The sequence below is a fragment of the Micromonospora sp. NPDC023956 genome (assembly GCF_040639195.1).
GTDB lineage: Bacteria > Actinomycetota > Actinomycetes > Mycobacteriales > Micromonosporaceae > Micromonospora.
On record NZ_JBEZZN010000015.1, the window covers coordinates 125531 to 142547 of the forward strand.

Here is a 17017-nt window from a genome sequence, read left to right on the forward strand (position 1 = left end):
CCGGCGGGCGTGCCGGTGGGGCCGCGGCCCGGGTGGCGCTCACACCCGCCTCGCGGTGACCGGGGCGAAGAGGCCGCCGGGACGGACCAGCAGCACCGCGAGCAGCAACACGAGCACCGCCAGGGAGGTGAGGTCGCCGCCGGCGTAGCCGCTGACGTACGACAGCAGCAGGCCGACGGCGAGACCGCCGATGACCGCCCCGGGCGGGCTGTCCAGCCCGCCGACCACGGCGGCGGTGAACGCCGAGACGAAGACCAGGTCCATCGCGTGCGGGTGCAGACCCAGCTCGGTGGGGATGACCAGCATGCCGGCCAGGGCGCCGACGCCGGAGGCGAGCGCCCAGCCGAGGGTGAGCATCCCGCCCACGTTCACCCCGAGCAGGCGGGAGACCTCGGGGGCGAAGGCCGCCGCCCGCATCCGGAGGCCGACCGCGGTGCGGGTGAAGGTCCAGGCGAGCGCGACGACCACCACCGCGACCGCCACGAACACGAACAGGTCGTACGGCGAGAGCACGGCGAGACCGCCGACGGTCAGCGCGCCACGGCTGAACGGTGTCCCGACCGGACGGAACTCGTTGCCGTAGACCATGCCGAGGACCGCCTGGATCAGCAGGACCAGTCCGAGCGCGACGATCACCGGGTTGAGCGGGGACCGGTGGTCGACGAACCGCATGACGGCCACGTCGACGAGCGCGCCGAGGAGCAGCCCGGCGACCAGTGCGGCCAGGAAGCCCAGCCAGTAGGACCCGGTGGCCGTGGAGACGCTGTAGGCCACGTAGGCGGCGGCCACGGCCATCGCCCCCTGGGCGAAGTTCACGATCCGGGCGGCCCGCCAGATCAGCACCAGGGCCAGCGCGAACGCGGCGTAGACCGCGCCTCTCGACAGGCCGTCGAGGGTGAGGAAGAGGAAGCGGTCCAACGGTCCTCCCTCCGGGGGACGCAAACGGGTCAGAATCCGAGGTAGGCGTGCCGCAGTTCGGCGTCGTCACGCAGCCGGGCGGCCGGCGCGGTGGTGACGACCCGGCCGAGGGCCATCACGACCCCCTGGTCGGCGACGGAGAGCGCGCTGCGCACGTTCTGCTCGACCAGCAGCACGGTCAGTCCGGTGTCGTCGCGCAACCGGCGCAGCAGCGTCATGATCTGGGCGACCACCCGGGGCGCCAGACCGAGGGACGGCTCGTCCAGCAGGAGCAGCCGGGGACGGCCGACCAGCGCCCGGCCGAGGGCGAGCATCTGCCGCTCCCCACCGGAGAGCTGGTGGCCGAGGTGACGCCGTCGCCGTGCCAGGGGCTCGAAGAGCTGGTAGACCTCGTCGAGGGCACGGGCGGCGTCGGCGCGGTCCCGGCGCCACAGCCCACCGAGACGCAGGTTCTCGTCCACGGTCAGCTCGCCGACCACGCCCCGTCCCTCCGGCACGTGCGCCATGCCGCGCCGGACGAGCTGTTCCACCGGAACGCCCCGCAGGTCCTCGCCGGCCAGGGTGACCCGGCCGTCGGTGGGGCGGAGCATGCCGGAGAGGGTGCGCAGCAGGGTGGTCTTGCCGGCGCCGTTGGCCCCGACCACGGCGGCGATGGTGCCGGGCGCCACGGTGAGATCGACCGCGTGCAGCACCGGCGCGGCTCCGTAGCCGGCGACCAGGCCACGGACCGCGAGCAGGGTGTCGGTGGTCATGTCGCCGCCCCGTCCACGGCCGCGCCGAGGTACGCGTCGGTGACCGCCGGGTCGTCGCGGACCTGCTCCGGGGTGCCGGTGGCGATGACCCGGCCGAAGTCGAGCACGGTCACCTCGTCGCAGACCGACATCACCAGGTCCATGTGGTGCTCGACCAGCAGCACCGCGCAGGGGTCCGGGTCGCGGCGGGGCAGCCGCCGGATCAGCTCCGCCAGCTCGGCGATGTCCTCGCCACCCAGGCCCCCGGCGGGTTCGTCGAGCAGGAGCAGCCGGGGCCGGGCGGCGAGCGCGCGGGCCAGCGCGACCCGCTGGCGTACGGCGAAGGGCAGGGTCGCCGGTGCGGCGTCGGCGTGCCCGGCGATGCCCAACTCGTCGAGGACGTCGAGGGCGTGCCCGCGCAGCCGGCGCTCGTCACGGTCGCTGCGCGGCAGGCCGAACAGGGCCGACAGGAAGCCGGCGCGGGCGGTGTGCGTGGCGCCGGCCATCACGTTCTCCAGCACGGTGAGGCCGGCGAAGAGCCCGGTGCCCTGGAGGGTGCGGGCGATGCCGAGCCGGGTCAGGCGGTGCGGTCGCGGACTCAGCGGCCGACCGTCGAGGGTCAGCGAGCCGGCCTCCGGTGCCACGAAACCGCAGATCACGTTGAACAGGGTGGTCTTGCCGGCACCGTTGGGGCCGATCACGCCGAGCACCCCGGCGGCGGGCACCCGGAGCGAGACGTCGTCGAGGGCGGTGAGGCCGCCGAAGCGCACCCTGACCTGGTGCAGTGCGAGCCCTTGCTCCATCACCCATCCCTCGGGTCGGCGAGGCACTATTTACACGCGGAGTGTACTTTTCTCACGCTCCTCGTCAACACCTTCGATACGTCGTTTTTACCGACCGGAAACGGCTTGCGCGCTCGACCGCGACCGTCTGCCGTCGCACCCGCCGGACGGGTCACGGTCGGGGCGCGTCCGGTGCCGGCGCGGGCAGGTCCACCAGGCCGGCCAGGACCGCCCGGTGCCGGTCGGCGGTGCCGAACGCGACCGCGGTGCTCCTGGCGCGCTTCAGGAACAGGTGCGCCGGGTGTTCCCAGGTGAACCCGATCCCACCGTGCAACTGCACACAGGCCTCGGCGGCGGTCACCGCGACCGTTCCGCAGTACGCCTGGGCCAGCGACGCGGCCAGGGCGGTGTCCGGGTCACCGGTGGCGAGACAGTCGGCGGCGTGCCGGGCCACCGCCCGCGCCTGCGAGACCTCCACCCAGACGTCGGCCAGCCGGTGCTTGACCGCCTGGAACGAGCCGACCGGGCGACCGAACTGGTGCCGGGTCCGCACGTGGGCGACCGTCAGGTCGAGACAGCGCTGGGCCACCCCGACCTGTTCCGAGGCGAGCAGCGCCGCGCCCGCGGTCAGCGCGTCGGTCACCGCCCGGGTGGCCGTCGCGCCGGCGGCGACCCGCCGCGCCGGGGCGGCGGCGAATCCGATGTGGGCCAGGGGACGGGTGGCGTCGAGCGAGACGACCGGTGTCATCCGCACCCCGGGTCCCCGGGCGTCCACCGCGTACAGCCCGTCGCCGGCCGGGACCAGCAGCACGTCGACCGGAAGGGCGTCGGCGACACCGGCCACCGTGCCGGAGAGCACCGGACCGCCGGCCACCGCGACCGGGGCCGGACGCGCGCCGGGCACCGTGGCGAACGGGACCGCCAGCGCCACGGCGCACCGCCCGGTGGCCAGCCGGCCGAGCAGTTCGGCGTCCCCGCAGGAGAGCAGCGCCCGGGTGGCCACCACGGCGCTGCCCAGGAACGGCACCGCCGCGACCGCCCGGCCGAGTTCCTCCAGCACCACCGCCACCTCGCGGAAGCCGGCGCCCGCACCGCCGTACTCCTCGGGCACCGCAAGGCCGGCGACGCCGAGGTCGCCGACCAACCGGGCCCAGAGGACCGGGTCGTACGGTTCGCCGCCGTCCACCCGGGTCAGGGTCCGCTGCCACGGGGCGTGGGTGGTCAGCAGGGCCCGCACGCTGTCCCGCAGCGCCTCCTCGACGTCGTCGTAGAGCAGGTCGGTCATCGGTCCACCCGGGGCTCGGCCGGCAGGCCGAGCACCCGCTCGGCGATGATGGTGCGCAGGATCTCCGACGTCCCGCCCTCGATCGAGTTCCCGCGGGCCCGCAGGTAACGGTAGGCGGCCGTGCGGCCGAGCAGGTCCGGCTCCTCCGGGCGGCGCATCGTCCAGTCGTCGTAGCGCAGCCCCTCGCCGCCGAGCAGGTCCAGCTCCAACCCGCTGATCCGCTGGGCCAGCTCGGCGAAGGTGAGCTTCACCGCCGACCCCTCCGGCCCCGGCTCGCCGGCGGCGAGCTGCTGGCGCAGCCGCAGGGCGGTCAACCGGGCCGCCTCGGCCCGTACCCAGGCGCGCAGGAGGTCGGCGTGCAGGCCGCCGGTACGCAGCTCGGGTCGCTCGCGCCAGGTGCGCGCCAGCAGACCGATCATGCCGCCCTCGCGGGGCAGCGGACGCCCACCGATGGCGACCCGCTCGTTCATCAGGGTGGTCCGGGCGACCCGCCAGCCGTCGCCGACCGCCCCCAGGCGCAGGGTGTCCGGCAGGCGGACGCCGGTGAGGAAGACCTCGTTGAACTCCGCCTCGCCGGTGAGCTGGCGCAGCGGCCGTACCCGTACGCCCGGTGCGGTCATGTCGCAGACGAAGTAGGTCATCCCCCGGTGTTTCGCGACGCCGGGGTCGGTCCGGGCGAGCAGGAGGCCCCACCGCGCGCGGTGGGCCAGCGAGGTCCACACCTTCTGACCGTCGACCACCCAGTCGTCGCCGTCGCGTACCGCGCGGGTGCGCACGGCGGCGAGGTCGGAGCCGGCGTCCGGCTCGCTGAACAGCTGACACCAGACCTGCTCACCGGTCCACAGCGGGCGCAGCCACCGGTGGCACTGCGTCGGGGTGCCGTGCCGCAGCAGGGTCGGCGCCGCCATGCCGAGGCCGATGGCGTTGCGCCGGGGCCGCTCGTCCGGCGCTCCGGCGCGGGCCAGCGCCTCCTCCAGTACCGGCTGGTGGTGGCGGGGCAGGTCCAGTCCGCCGAGCCCGACCGGGTGGTGGACCCAGGCCAGTCCGGCGTCGAACCGGGCGCCGAGGAAGTCGGTCCGCCCGGCGGCCGGGTCGTGTCGCCGGAGGAACTCGGCGACCAGACCGCGCAGCCGGGCGGCGATGTCGTCGGGCATGCCGGTCCTCCGGTCCACTAATTGCACTAGCAATGCAATATAGGCGGCCGTCCGGTCGAACGGAAGGTCACCGGACGACATCGCGCGGGCGCCCCGGCCGGCGGTGCCGGTCCGGGGCGCCCCGATCGGGGTCAGGAGCCGGGGCAGGTGTTGCGGTACTCCTCGACGTCCAGGCCGCTCGGGCCGGGGCAGAGGAACGGCTCGTAGCGGGTGTCGTTGTCGACGAACCGCTTCAGCCAACTCACCATCTGCTTGCCGACCAGCGCGTCGGCCGACTGGGGGAAGAAGTGGCTCTCCCCGTTCAACTCCAGGTACGCCTTCTCGGACGCGGCCGGGATGCTGTTGTAGAACGGCTCCGAGTGCGACGAGACCGGGGCGACGGTGTCGTACTCGCCGCCGATGATCAGCGTGGGCACCCGTACGTTCGACCAGCTCTTGGTGGTGTTCCAGGGCGCGAGCGGAATCGCGGCCTGCAACGACGGACGCGACACGGAGGCTTCGAGGCTGCCCCCGCCGCCCATCGAGTGCCCGGCCACGGCGAGCCGGGTGCCGTCGATCCGGGTCCGGACGGAGCTGCGCTGGACCAGGTAGTCGAGCGCGGCCAGCAACTGCCGGCCACGGCTGTCCGGCTGGTCGAGGGTGCTGTTGGTCTCGATGCCGATGACCACGAAGCCGTGCGAGGCGAGTCGTGGCCCGAGCCAGCTGATGCTGGACCAGTAGGCGGTGAAACCGGGCGAGATGGCGATGGCCCCGAAGGTGCCCTCGCTGGTGCTGGTCGGGTAGTAGATGACCCCGCCGCCGAAGCCGCTGACGCTCAGCGAGGAGACGGTCTGCGAGGCGGTGGTGAAGGGGCCACGACTGGCCTCCAGGCTGGCGGTGGTCGGGTTGGGACCACGCTCGTACGGGTTGTCGGCGGCCTGCGCGCCGGAGCCTGCGGCCAGGACACCTCCGGCGGCCAGGACGACGGCCGCCGTCACGCTGGCAGCGGCACGGACGAGGGAACGGGGGCGGGTGGTGGTGGGTGATCGCACGTCGGGTTCTCCCTGCCGGTAGCGGGTAAATCGACATCTGTCAGTCTTGGGGCAGGATTGACCGGCCCGCATCGGCAAAATCACCGGTCACCACCGTCGGCCGGCATCCACCCCCCGGCCGAACCCGGCGGCTCGGGACCGCCGCGGCCCCCGGCCCGCCGGTCGATCGGGAACCGATGGTTCCGGGCAGCATGACCTACCGTCCAAACCGGACGGACGTCCGGCGGAACCGGTGCAGGTGGACACCGTGGGGCCGGCGCGATCCGCGAGCCGTACGGTCCGACGTGCACTGTCTGCTGTCGTTGTGGAGACAGAAGGGGGAACGTCTTCGGTGTTACGTTCGGGCGCATGCCGAACGAGCTCTTTCCCCGCTGTGGCACCTACGACCGGGACTGGGCGGAGGAACACTCGCTGGGTGAAAACGTGCTGCACTTCGTCGAGTCACTGACTCAGGTGATGGAGTTCCGTCCGGGCATGCGGGTCCTGGACCTCGGCTGTGGCCACGCCATCAGCTCGATCTTCCTGGCCCGGGAGTTCGGCGTCCGGGTGTGGGCGGTCGACTTCGGCGTCGACCCCTCCGCGAACCAGCGGCGGATCGAGGAGTTCGGCTGCGCCGACCTGGTCCAGCCACTGCGCGCGGACGTCCGGGCGCTGCCGCTGCCGCACGGCTTCTTCGACGCGGCGGTGGCCTTCGACTCCTACCGGTACTTCGGGACCGACCAGCGGTTCCTCACCGGGCTGCTGCGGCACCTGCGCCCGGCCGGCCGGCTCGGCATCGTCGACGCCTGCACGAGCCGGGAGATCTCCACCGCCGAGGACCTCCGGCCGGGCCTGCGCCAGGAGTGGCTCGACGGCGGCTGGTACCTGGTGCACTCGATCGAGTGGTGGCGCCGGCACCTGACCCGGAACGGCCTGCTCGAGGTCACCCTGGCCGAGCCGCTGCCCGGCAGCGACGCGATCCGGACCCGGTACCTCGACCGCTTCCGCAGCGATCCGGCGGAGGCGGAGATGGTCACCTTCATGGAGGCCGAGGAGGGCGCGTTCACCGGATCGTTCCGGCTGCTCGCCCACCGGACCACACGTCAGCCCCTGCTGGAGGACGACGGGGAGACGCCGTACTGACCGCCGCCTCCCGGCGGAGCGCCCGTCAGGTCGGCCGGGCCCCGATCGCCCCGTCGACGGTCCGCAGCACGAGGCGCAGCACCTCGTGCCGGGAGGCGCCGGTCTCGGCGAGGTAGGACCAGCCGGCGTACAGCTGGGACCAGATGATGCTCTGCACCCAGCCGGCCGGCAGCTCCGGGTCGATGCTGCCGTCGCGGTGACCGCGCTCGACCAGCGCGGTGAACTCCGGGTCGCACCCCTCCGCTTCGCCGGCGGTGGGGACGGCGCAGAGTTCCGGCTCGCTGAACAGGAGCGACAGCAGGTCACCGAGGTCGAAGTACTCCTGACAGAGCCGGCGTACGGCCGAGGCGCCGGTCCCCTCGGCCGGGCGCGCCTGGGCGGTGGCACGGGCCAGCCGGGCGGCCGCCTCGGTCCCGACCGCGGACAGCAGGTCCGCCCGTTCGGCGAAGTAGCGGTGCAGGGTCGTCCGGCCCACGTCGGCGGCGGCGGCGATGTCGCCGAGGGACGCGGCCGGGTGCCGTCCCAGCACCTCGATCGCCGCGTCGACGATGGCCTGACGGGTCCGGGCCCGACTGCCGGACACCTGCGCGTCTGTCACGGGGGCAAGGATACCAACATGCCTTTCCGGAATACCGTTTGACCGAACTGGAACAAGCGTGTTCCATTCAGGGTATGGAATCATCCGACCGCGCGCTCCCCCGACTGCGCACGCTCATCTCCTTCCTCCTCCCGCACCGGCGGACACTACTGCTCGGGCTGCTGCTCGGGCTCGCCGCGAACGCCGCCGGCCTGGCCACCCCGATGGTCACCAAGTGGGTGCTGGACACCCTCGGCACCGGCGCCTCGATGGCCGGTCCGATCGGCGTCCTGTTCGGCCTCGTCGTCGTCGGTGCCGCGATCGGGCTCTGGCAGTGGCGGCTGCTCGGCGCCCTCGCCGAACACGTCGTGCTCGACGCGCGAACCTCGGTCGTCCGGCACTACTTCCGGGCCCGGATCGGCGAGTTGCACCGCCGGACCACCGGCGAGCTGGTCACCCGGGCGACCTCCGACACGCAACTGCTCCGGGAGGCGTCCGGCAGCGTGGTCGGGCTGGTCAACGCCGGCATCGCCCTGGTCGGCACGCTGGTGCTGATGGGGGTCCTCGACCTGTTCCTGCTGGGCTGCACCATCGTGGCGGTGCTGATGGTCGCGACGGTGATGGGCGTGCTGATGCCCCGGATCGCCGCGGCGCAGGCCGCCGCGCAGGAGTCCATGGGCCGGCTCGGCGGCGCGTTGGAGGGGACGCTGCGGGCGGTCCGCACGGTCAAGGCCAGCCGGGCCGAGGCCCGGGTCACCGACGGTCTCGTCGCGGACGCCCGGCAGGTCGCCCGGCACAGCATCCGGTCGGCGGTGGTCACCGCCTCGGTCTGGACGGTCTCCTGGACCGGCATCCAACTCGCGGTGATCGTGATCCTCGGCGTGGGCGCCTGGCGGGCCCAACGCGACCTGTTGGAGATCTCCAGCCTGATCGCCTTCCTGCTGTACGTGTTCCAGCTGATGGGGCCGATCACCGAGCTGACCCAGAACACCACGGCGTTGCAGGCCGGCATCGCCGCCGCCGGCCGGATCCGCGAGATCGAGACCATCCCCACCGAGCCGGCCGGTCCCGTCGGCACCCCGTCGAGCCACCCTCCGGCCACCGACCCCGACCAGCCGGTGCTGGTGTTCCGGGGGGTCACCGCCCGGTACGGACCGGACGCGCCCCCGGCCGTGCGGGACGTCGACCTGGTCGTCCCGCGACGCGGCCACACCGCCATCGTGGGCCCGTCCGGGGCGGGCAAGACGACCCTCTTCTCCCTGATCCTGCGCTTCCTCGAACCGGAACGGGGCGAGATCCTCCTCGACGGCCACCCGTACGCCGGCTACCGCCACGACGAGGTGCGGGCCCGGCTCGCCTACGTCGAGCAGGAGACGCCGGTGGTGCCGGGGACCATTCGGGACAACATCCGGTTCACCCATCCCGACGCGACGGACGAGGAGATCAAGGCGGTGCTGCGGGCCGTCCGGCTGGACGGGAAGGTCGACTCCCTGCCGGAGGGACTGGACACCCCGCTCTCCTCGACCGAGGTCTCCGGTGGGCAGCGGCAACGCATCGCACTCGCCCGCGCCATGCTGCGCACCCCCGACGTGCTGCTGCTCGACGAGGCCACCGCACAGGTCGACGGCCTGACCGAAGCCGCGTTGCAGGAGTGCATCCGGCAACGGGCGGCCGACGGCGCGGTGGTGACCATCGCACACCGGCTCTCCACGGTGCTCGACGCCGACCGGATCGTGGTGCTCGAGGACGGTCGGGTCCGCGCCGAGGGCACGCACGCCGAGCTGCTGGCCGGCGACGACCTCTACCGCCGGCTGGTCGAGGCGCTGCGCATTGCGGCGCGGGAGGGCGCCGACGGCGATCCGCAGGCAGCCTCGGCTCCCGAACCGGTCGCGGCTTACTGACCCCCGGCGGGCGGCCCTCTCCGGGCGACGCCGGTCGGCACGAGGGGGCACCGGCGGGCGACGCCGGATGGCACGAGGGGGCACTGACGTCGCCCGGTCCGGCGACGGGCGGCCGGCTACGGTCGCCCGGCGCCGGTGCTCAGCGGCGGAGCTGCTCGACGACGGTGAGGAACAGGTAGAGGTTGGGGACGGCGGCGCTGACGACGGCCGGCAGCGCGGGACGGCCCGCCCCCTCCTCGAAGAAGACCTGCCCGTGCACCAGCCGGATCTCGTCGAGGTCGGCCCAGGGACGCGTCCTGTCCTTCACCGACACGGTGTGCCGGTCCACGGCGATGTCACCGAAGGTCAGCCTTTCCCCCGCGTCCAGCCGGGCCAGGGCGGCCGGCAGCTGGGCGGCGGTCGCCCGGCGCTGGATCTCCGGGCCCCACCGCATCGGGTCGACGAAGACCGGTCCCCGGGTGACCGAGGTGACGCCCAGGCGTTGCAGGTGGCGGCCGAGCAGGCCGTGGTGCCCCTGCCCGAGGCTCAGCGCCGTACCGTCGCGGTCGACGAGGGTGTAGACCGCCTCCACCAGCCCGCCGTTGACCCGGGTGTGGTTCTGGAGTACCCGGACCGCGTCCCACCGGTACCCGCGGTCGAACCCGTCGGGTGCGGTGACCCGCAGCCCACCGGTGAACAGGTGGAGTTCCGCGCCCCGCCACCGCCGGCCGAAGACGCTCGTCCGGGCCACGGCGGTCATCACCGGGGCGCCCAGCTCACCGTGCGGTTCGGTCGCCGGTACGTCGGAACGTGCGCTGTCGTCGTTCACCTGGGGCTCCGAAGGTCACTACCGGACGGAGGGGCCGTCCGGTCCGGTACGGTCGCGGCCGTTTCGGCCGGCGTCCGGACCGGTCGCCGGACGTCCGGCACTGTACGCGGTTCGTCCATCGGTCGCGACAGATGCGACACGGGCTCGCGAGGCGGCCGGAGGTCAGCCCCGGGCGGCCCCGGTGGGGACGGGGACGGCGAGGGCCGGGCCGAGCGCCTCGTCGTGGTGGAGGATCGCGGCCTCGATCCGCCGCAGGGCCGGCCCCGGGTCCGCGCCGAGCTGCTCGGCCAGGGTCCGACGGGCCCGCCGGAGCACGGCGAGCGCGTCACCCTGCCGGCCGGCCCGGTAGAGCGCGGTCGCCAGCAGCTCCCACCCCCGCTCCCGCAGGGGCTCCTCGACGACCAGCGCCTCCAGCTCACCGAGCAGGGCGGGGTGGCGTCCCGTCTGGAGCAGGGCCGTCAACCGCAGCTCCAGCGCGGTGACCCGGGCCGCCTCCAGCCGGGCCACCACCGGCAGGACGAAGGGCACGTCGCCGAGGTCGGCGAAGGCGGGCCCCCGCCAGAGCGCCAGCCCGGCGTCGACGGTGGCCGCCGCCTCGGCCGGCCACCCCCGGTCGAGCAGCGCCCCGGCCCGGTCCACCAGCGCGGTGAACCGGTCCGCGTCCACCCGCCCCGGTGGCAGGCGGATCGCGTAACCGGTGCCCTCGCGGACGAGCACGTCGCCCCGGCGGGGCGGATGCTCCGGTTCCAGCGCGCGCCGCAGGCCGGCGACGTACCCGTAGAGCGTCGCGCGACCGGCGACCCGGTCACCCTGGCCCCACACCAGCTCACGCAGCCGTTCCAGGGGCAGCATCCGGCCCCGGGCGACGAGCAGCGCGGCCAGCACCATCCGCTGCCGGCGTCCGCCGAGCGCCACCGGCCGGCCGGCACGCGTCGCCCGGACCGGCCCGAGCACCCGCAGCTCGACCCCGGTCTCCGTACCGGTCACCTGTCCCACCGTCGTCCCCTCCCCCCGCAGGTGCCGGCGGCCAACGGTGCCGACGGATCCCTGTCGATCACAGGAGACGCCCAGGGCCGCCGGGAAGGTTGGGGTCCGACGAGTCGGGTAGCCGACGGTCCGGACGGTTTCCCAGACGGATCCCAGAGCGGGCCGCTTCGCTGTGCACATGAGACGTTTCCGCACGCTCCTCGCCGGGGCGGTGGTGGCGGCTGCCGTCGCCGTCGCCGCGCCCGCCACCGCCGCTCCGAACTGCGACGTCCCCGTGCCGCCGCCGATCTGCAACCCGATCGAGGACCCGCCGCCGCCGGAGGGCAGCGACAAGTCGCCCACCGGGCGGGTCGAGTCGTACGGCTTCGCCAACGGCGCCTTCCACGTCCGGGGCTGGGCCCGGGACGTCAACGGCGGACCGGTCACCATCTGGGTGAACGTGGACGGGCCGTTCGTCGGCGGGTACCCCGCCGGGTCGTGGCACGCCGGACAGGGCGCCAACGTCGGCTTCGACATCACCGTGCCCGCGCCCTCGACCGTCGGCACCCACCAGGTGATGATCACCCTGGTCAACGTGCCCGACGGGACCCAGCCGGAGGCGCCGTACTCGAGCATCCTGAACTACCTGACGTACACGGTGGAGCCGACCCCGCCGGCCGACCTGAGCCTGACGCCCGTCGTCGTCAACAGTCAGGACGCGATCGTCGTGGGCTTCACCGACCTCTCCACCGCCGAGGAGGGCTACTCGATCACCTACGACTGGATGGCCCGGCGGATGAACGACAACGGGCACTGGGTGCTCACCCCCGAGTCCCGCACCGTGCACGTCGGCCCCGGCGCGGGCACCGGCCGGTACAGCCACACGGTGACCGGACTCGTGTCGAACACCTTCTACCGCTTCTACGTCCGTACCAAGGAGAACGGCCGGGTCTCCACGCCGACGACCGGCGGGGTCTCCACCCTGGACTGACAGCGGTCCGGCTGCGACGACCGCCGGCGGTGGCCCCGTGGACCGCAGGGGCCGCCACCGGCACACCGCTCGTCGTCGGAACGGCCCGCCACCGCCGCCCGGACGACGCGGTCCCGCCCCGCCGAACGGTGTCCCCGTCGGCCGACGGGGCCGGCCCGTCCATCCAGGTATGCACACAGGTCGTTGCCGCCGTCTCGATGATCACCTAAGTTGGCACACGATCGCGCCGAGCCGCCCGAGCTCTCCCCGGGTCTGAGCAGACAGCGACCCATCGATCGATCGCGCCGCACGGTGACTGAGGAGCGCACGGTGGCACAGCCCCGCTTTCGAAGAAGACGAACCCTGACGACCCCCTCCCGCCTGACCGCGGTGATCGCCGCGGGCACCCTGCTGCTCGCCGGCACCACCGTGCCCGCCACGGCCGCGCCCACCCGGGCACCGCTGCCGGGCGGCCAGGAAACCCCGGAGCAGCCGAAACCCGACCAGCGGCAGCCCGCGAGCGGGCTGTGGCTGGTGAGACTGGACCAGCCGTCGCTGGTGGCCGCCCGGTCCGCCGCCGCCCCCGCCGGCAGGTTCGACGCCCGGTCCGCAGCGAGCACCTCCTACGTCCGGGACCTGGCGCAGCGCCAGGACGCGCTGGTGGACGAGATCGAGACCACCCTGGGCCGCCCGGTACGGATCGCCCACCGCTACCGGAACGTGGTCAACGGCCTGGCCGTCGCGGTCGACGCGGACGAGGCCCGGCACCTGTCCGACCTGCCCGGCGTGGCAGCGGTCGTCCCCGACGCGACCCTGACCCTGGAGACGGACACCAGCAACGCGCTGATCCGGTCGGACGCGGTCTGGGAGGGGCGGACACCGGAGCAGGTGGCGACCCGTGGTGAGGGCGTCGTCGTCGGCATCCTCGACTCGGGCGTGAACCCCGGGCATCCGTCGTTCGCGGCGGTCGACGGTGACGGATACCGGCACACCAACCCACGCGGTGCGGGCCGCTACGTCGGCGTCTGTGACCCGACCGGCCCGCGCCCCGACCCGATCTGCAACGACAAGCTCATCGGCGCCTGGGCGATGACCGGCACCGACGCCAAGGACGACAACGGTCACGGCAGCCACACCGCCTCGACCGCCGCCGGCAACCGGCACCGGGCCCGGATCACGGTGGGATCGGACACCCACGAGCTGACCGTCTCCGGCGTCGCCCCCCGCGCCAACATCATCTCCTACAAGGTGTGCCTCCAGACGTCCTGCTTCTCGTCGGCCACGATCGCGGCGGTGGACCAGGCGATCACCGACGACGTGGACGTGCTGAACTACTCCATCTCCGGTCGGGACGATCCGTGGAACGACCTCGTCGACCAGGCGTTCCTCGAGGCGTACCAGGCGGGGATCTTCGTCGCCGCGTCCGCCGGCAACAACGGACCGGCCGAACGGACGGTGGCCAAGACCGCGCCGTGGAACGTCTCCGTCGCCGCGGTCAGCCACGAACGGATCGTCGCGCACCGGCTGGACGTGACCGGGCCGGCTCCGGTCCCGCCGGCGCTCACCGGTGTCGCGGCGGTGCTCGGCGAGGGCTCCCCCGCCCCGCCCATCGAGGGTGAGATCCGGTACTCGGGCACCGCCGACCCGGACAACGAACAGGGCTGCGCGGCGTTCCCGCCGGACGTGTTCCGGGGTCGGGTGGCGCTGATCCCCCGGGGCGGCTGCGACTTCTCCGTCAAGGTCCGCAACGCGGCCACCGCCGGTGCCACCGGTGTGGTCGTGCACACCCAGTACGGCGGCCCGCCGATCACCATGGGCGCGCTGACCGGCAGCCCACTGCCCGCCGTCATGGTGAGTCTCGCCGACGGCAAGCGCCTGCGTGACCACCTGGCCGCCGCCTCCGGCCCGGTCAGCGTACGGGTGGGTGCCGGCAGCGAGGTGCTGCGCAACGGGGCGTGGACCGACGTGGTGACCGACTTCAGCTCCCGGGGGCCGAGCCGGTTCGACATGCTCGCGCCCACCGTGGCCGCCCCGGGCCGCAACATCCTCGCCGCCACCGTCGGTACGGCCGGCAACCCGGCCCGGTACGCCTTCATGCAGGGCACCTCCATGGCGTCCCCGCACGTGGCCGGCGCCGGCGCGCTGCTGGCCGCGCTGCACCCGGACTGGTCACCGACCCGGATCCGCTCCGCGCTGGCCGTCACCGCCGACCGGGACGGCGTGGTCAAGGAGGACGGCGTGACGCCGGCCGACCCGTTCGACGTGGGCTCCGGCCGGATCAACCTCGGCCGGGCCGCCCGGACGGGTGTGGTGCTCGACGAGACCGCCGAGAACTTCGCGGCGGCCGACCCCGAGGCGGGCGGTGAGCCGCAGACGCTGAACCTGCCGGCCGTGGTGGAGCACCACTGCCTGAAGGTCTGCACCTTCACCCGTACGGTCTCCAGCGTGGCCACGGTGGCCGCCGCCTACCAGGTGACGGCGCGGGCCGCGGCGGGTGCGCGGGTGTCGGTCGCACCGGCCCGGTTCACCCTGGCCGTCGGTGCCCGGCAGGAACTGACGGTCACCGTGGACGTCACCGGGACGCCGCGCGGCGACTGGCTCTTCGGCGCGGTCGAACTGACCACCGACGCCACCCACGGCGCGGGCGGACCGGAGGTCGCCGACGCGCACTTCCCGGTCGCCGTCCGACCCGCCGCGCCGGAACTCACCGTGGACCCGACCACGCTGCGCAGCAGCCTGGACGTGGCACAGAGCGAGCGGCACACGGTCACCGTCGGCAACGCCGGCGGCGACACGCTCACCTGGCGGGCCACCGGCGACGGCACCGGCTGCGACTGGCCCTCCTGGGTCAGGGTGACACCGGCCCAGGGCACCTTGGCGCCGTTCGGCAACCAGCAGATCGAGGTCACCGTTGACTCGACGGGCCTGGACGACGGCGGTGACTTCCGCGCCGACCTCTGCCTGGCCAGCAACGACCCGAAGCGCCCGTCCGTGCCGATCGCCCTGGAACTGTCGGTCGTGCCGGTGCCCGAGATCGAGGTGGCACCCCGTTCGCTGACCTCGCGGCAGCCGGCCGGGCTGGTCACCACGCGGTCGTTCGCGGTACGCAACGCCGGGCACGGCGTCCTCGACTGGCGGCTCGACGACCCGGACGCCGGTCCGGACGAGCAGCGGGTCCGGCTCCTGCGCGACGGGGTCCTGCTGATCCCCAACTCGGGCAGCGCCACCCGTGGGGTGATGGCCTTCGACCCGCACTCCGGCAAGCTGATCGACCCGCAGTTCGTCCGGCACGTCCCGTGGGACCCGTCGACCAGCCTGTACACGCCGTTCCAGATCGTCGCCAAGCCGGACGGCACCGGGTTCCTCATGTCCGACCAGGTGCAGTCGGTGGTCACCGAGCACGGCCTCGACGGCAGCTTCCACCGGGTGTTCGCCCCGGCCGGGGGCGGGGACGACCCGACGGTCATGGCCAACACCCGGGGGATCGCCCTCTCCCCGCGTGGCACCGTCCTGGTGACGGTCGCCGGCCAGAGCAACGCTCACTCGGTGGTGGAGTTCGACGCCGACGGCACGTACCTGGGCACGTTCATCGCGCCCGGGGCGGACGGGCTCAAGAGCCCGTGGGGGATCACCTTCCGCGCCGACGACGTGCTCGTCTCCGGCAGCGACAGCGACGCCATCCACAGCTTCAGCCGGGACGGCGGGCGCGCCAACCCCCGCTTCTTCGCGGGGCTCAGCTGGCCCGGCCAGATGGTCGAGCAGGCCAACGGCAACGTGCTGGTGGCGAGTTGGGGCAGCGGCTCCACGCCCGGGGTGTGGGAGATGGACCGCGACGGCAAGCTGATCGGCGTCTACACGCCGCCCGGCGGCACCGGCTACCAGGGCGTCCACCCGCTCGGCAACGGCAACATCCTGGTCACCAGCTCCCGCGGCGTGCACGAGATCGACCGGAACGGCCGGCTGGTCGAGGTCGAGAACGACAAGGGCGCGGCCCGGTTCGTCACCCACGTCCGACTGCCCGACCTGCAACCGTGCGTGACCCCGGACGAGGTGCCGTGGCTGTCGGTCGACCGGGCCTCGGCCGGCACCGGGGCCGGACGCAGCACCGAGGTGACGGTGTCGCTGGACAGCACCGGACTGGCCGCCGGCACGTACCGCGCCCAGCTCTGTGTGACCAGCGACGACGCGACGACGCCTCTGGTGACGGTCCCGGTGACGATGGAGGTCACCGACCAGACCTGCGACCGGGTGATCAGGGGCGAGTACCGGGGTCCGCTGCGCACCGGAACGACGGTGACCTGCCTCGCACCGGGCGCCACGGTCTTCGGCCCGGTGACCGTCGGCGCCGGGGGCGGGCTCATCGCGCTCGACGCCGCCGTCTCGGGTCCGGTGAGCGCCACCGGGGCCCGGGTGGTGGAGCTGTCCGGCAGTCGGATCGACGGACCGGTCTCGGTCACCGCCGGCACCGGTCGCGTCGCGATCAGCGGCACGCGGGTGACCGGCCCGGTAAGCCTGGTCGACAACCGCACCGGAACCACTCCGGTGCTGGTCTCCGGCAACCGCATCGAGGGGCCGCTGCGGTGCGTCGGCAACCAGCCCGCGCCGGTGCACGACGGGGTGGCCAACACGGTCAGCGGTCCCCGCTCCGGCCAGTGCGCCGGGCTGTGACCGGGGAACGGAGCTGAGCCGGCCCGTATCTTGATGCCGAGGCTGTCGACGAGCTGGATGCTGCCGCTGCACGGCTGGTAGCGCCGGGCCTGCTGGCAGAGCCA

Annotated in this window: 13 protein-coding genes; 4 read left to right on the plus strand and 9 right to left on the minus strand. The window is 73.8% G+C overall.

Annotated elements, in window-relative coordinates:
- Positions 1-39: 39 nt before the first annotated feature.
- From AB0F58_RS24830 to AB0F58_RS24855, 6 genes are all read right to left on the minus strand, one after another.
- Complete coding sequence (locus AB0F58_RS24830) at positions 40-918, minus strand: branched-chain amino acid ABC transporter permease (RefSeq protein ID WP_357147404.1); 879 nt, start codon at positions 916-918, stop codon at positions 40-42.
- A gap of 29 nt (positions 919-947) precedes the next feature.
- Positions 948-1670 carry an ABC transporter ATP-binding protein gene (locus tag AB0F58_RS24835; RefSeq protein ID WP_357147407.1) on the minus strand — a complete coding sequence of 241 codons (723 nt, stop codon included), beginning with the start codon at positions 1668-1670 and terminating at the stop codon, positions 948-950.
- Positions 1667-2452: an ATP-binding cassette domain-containing protein gene (locus AB0F58_RS24840; RefSeq protein ID WP_357147410.1), complete on the minus strand. Its 786-nt coding sequence runs from the start codon at positions 2450-2452 to the stop codon at positions 1667-1669. Before AB0F58_RS24840 ends, AB0F58_RS24835 begins: the two co-directional genes overlap by 4 nt.
- 151 nt (positions 2453-2603) lie before the next feature.
- Positions 2604-3716: an acyl-CoA dehydrogenase family protein gene (locus tag AB0F58_RS24845; RefSeq protein ID WP_357147413.1), complete on the minus strand. Its 1113-nt coding sequence runs from the start codon at positions 3714-3716 to the stop codon at positions 2604-2606.
- Positions 3713-4870 carry an acyl-CoA dehydrogenase family protein gene (locus tag AB0F58_RS24850; RefSeq protein WP_357147415.1) on the minus strand — a complete coding sequence of 386 codons (1158 nt, stop codon included), beginning with the start codon at positions 4868-4870 and terminating at the stop codon, positions 3713-3715. Before AB0F58_RS24850 ends, AB0F58_RS24845 begins: the two co-directional genes overlap by 4 nt.
- A gap of 131 nt (positions 4871-5001) precedes the next feature.
- Positions 5002-5901 carry an alpha/beta hydrolase gene (locus AB0F58_RS24855; protein WP_357147418.1) on the minus strand — a complete coding sequence of 300 codons (900 nt, stop codon included), beginning with the start codon at positions 5899-5901 and terminating at the stop codon, positions 5002-5004.
- A gap of 348 nt (positions 5902-6249) precedes the next feature.
- On the opposite strand from AB0F58_RS24855, the gene AB0F58_RS24860 reads away from it, so the two are divergent.
- On the plus strand, positions 6250-7023 hold the full coding sequence (locus tag AB0F58_RS24860; RefSeq protein WP_357147420.1) for a class I SAM-dependent methyltransferase: 774 nt from the start codon (positions 6250-6252) through the stop codon (positions 7021-7023).
- Between the two features lie 25 nt (positions 7024-7048).
- Here the strand turns inward: AB0F58_RS24860 and AB0F58_RS24865 are convergent, their stop codons facing one another.
- Positions 7049-7621, minus strand: a complete 573-nt coding sequence (locus AB0F58_RS24865; protein WP_357147423.1) for a TetR/AcrR family transcriptional regulator — start codon at positions 7619-7621, stop codon at positions 7049-7051.
- Positions 7622-7695: 74 nt separating this feature from the next.
- Here AB0F58_RS24865 and AB0F58_RS24870 point away from each other — a divergent pair, with 74 nt between their 5' ends.
- Positions 7696-9501: an ABC transporter ATP-binding protein gene (locus AB0F58_RS24870; RefSeq protein ID WP_357147426.1), complete on the plus strand. Its 1806-nt coding sequence runs from the start codon at positions 7696-7698 to the stop codon at positions 9499-9501.
- 139 nt (positions 9502-9640) lie between these two features.
- Here the strand turns inward: AB0F58_RS24870 and AB0F58_RS24875 are convergent, their stop codons facing one another.
- Both AB0F58_RS24875 and AB0F58_RS24880 read right to left on the minus strand, forming a co-directional pair.
- Entirely contained in the window at positions 9641-10309 is a 669-nt protein-coding gene (locus AB0F58_RS24875; RefSeq protein ID WP_357147429.1) for a DUF6585 family protein, read from the minus strand.
- Between the two features lie 162 nt (positions 10310-10471).
- Positions 10472-11296: an AfsR/SARP family transcriptional regulator gene (locus tag AB0F58_RS24880; protein ID WP_357147432.1), complete on the minus strand. Its 825-nt coding sequence runs from the start codon at positions 11294-11296 to the stop codon at positions 10472-10474.
- Between the two features lie 178 nt (positions 11297-11474).
- Here AB0F58_RS24880 and AB0F58_RS24885 point away from each other — a divergent pair, with 178 nt between their 5' ends.
- Positions 11475-12266 (plus strand): hypothetical protein, encoded by a 792-nt coding sequence (locus tag AB0F58_RS24885; RefSeq protein ID WP_357147435.1) that lies wholly within the window; start codon positions 11475-11477, stop codon positions 12264-12266.
- Positions 12267-12635: 369 nt separating this feature from the next.
- A complete protein-coding gene (locus AB0F58_RS24890; protein ID WP_357147438.1) occupies positions 12636-16913 on the plus strand; it encodes a S8 family serine peptidase in 4278 nt (1425 codons plus the stop codon).
- The last annotated feature ends 104 nt before the right edge of the window (positions 16914-17017 follow it).